General features: G+C 58.7%; 1 protein-coding gene. It reads left to right on the forward strand.

The genetic code is table 11. The features are described from left to right. Positions 1–804 (forward strand): IS3 family transposase (locus HY26_RS02300; protein ID WP_233351508.1); only part of this gene is annotated, 804 nt, incomplete at both ends.

The raw sequence follows: 804 nt of genomic DNA on the forward strand, positions 1-804 counted from the left end.
AATAATGGACCACTTTGCTGGGGGCAGACCAAAACGACTGGCGAAGATGACGCGCTGCGAGAAGAACTTAAAGTTCTGGCAGGCAAACGTCGTCGGTTCGGTTACCGCCGACTGGGTATCCTGCTGGAGCGGGAGGGCTTCTATGCAAACCACAAGAAGGTGTTCCGTATCTACACCGAGGAAGGCCTGTCGGTGAAGCGCCGCCGGGGCCGCAAGCGGGCTGTGGGGACACGCGCGCCGATGCTGATGCCCACAGGCTCGAACCAGCGCTGGAGCCTCGACTTTGTGTCTGATGCCTTATCAGATGGAAGACGGTTCAGGACACTGAATGTCGTTGACGACTTTGCGAGAGAAGCGCTGACTATTCTGGTCGATACCTCGATCTCTGGAACGCGGGTGGCACGCGAACTGTCACGCCTGATCGAAACGCGCGGCAAGCCGAAAATGATCGTCTCTGACAATGGGACCGAACTGACCAGTCATGCGATCCTGAAATGGGCAAAGAAGGCCGACGTCGAATGGCACTATATCGCGCCGGGAAAGCCCACGCAAAATGCTTTCGTCGAAAGCTTCAACGGCCGCTTCCGCGACGAGTGTCTGAACGAGCATCTGTTCGACAGCCTCAAAGATGCTCGCCGGATTATCGAGGCCTGGCGGATAGACTACAACACTGACCGGCCGCATACTGCACTCGGTGGCCTGAGCCCTTACGCCTTCATGCGGCGGCAAGGCCGCCGAAGACCCGGCTCGCTTGAGCAACGGGGCAACTCCACTTGGTCTGCCCCACTGAGGTGGTCCATCGCC

Origin of the sequence: Hyphomonas sp. GM-8P, assembly GCF_003263315.1 — a bacterium.
Lineage (GTDB): Bacteria > Pseudomonadota > Alphaproteobacteria > Caulobacterales > Hyphomonadaceae > Hyphomonas.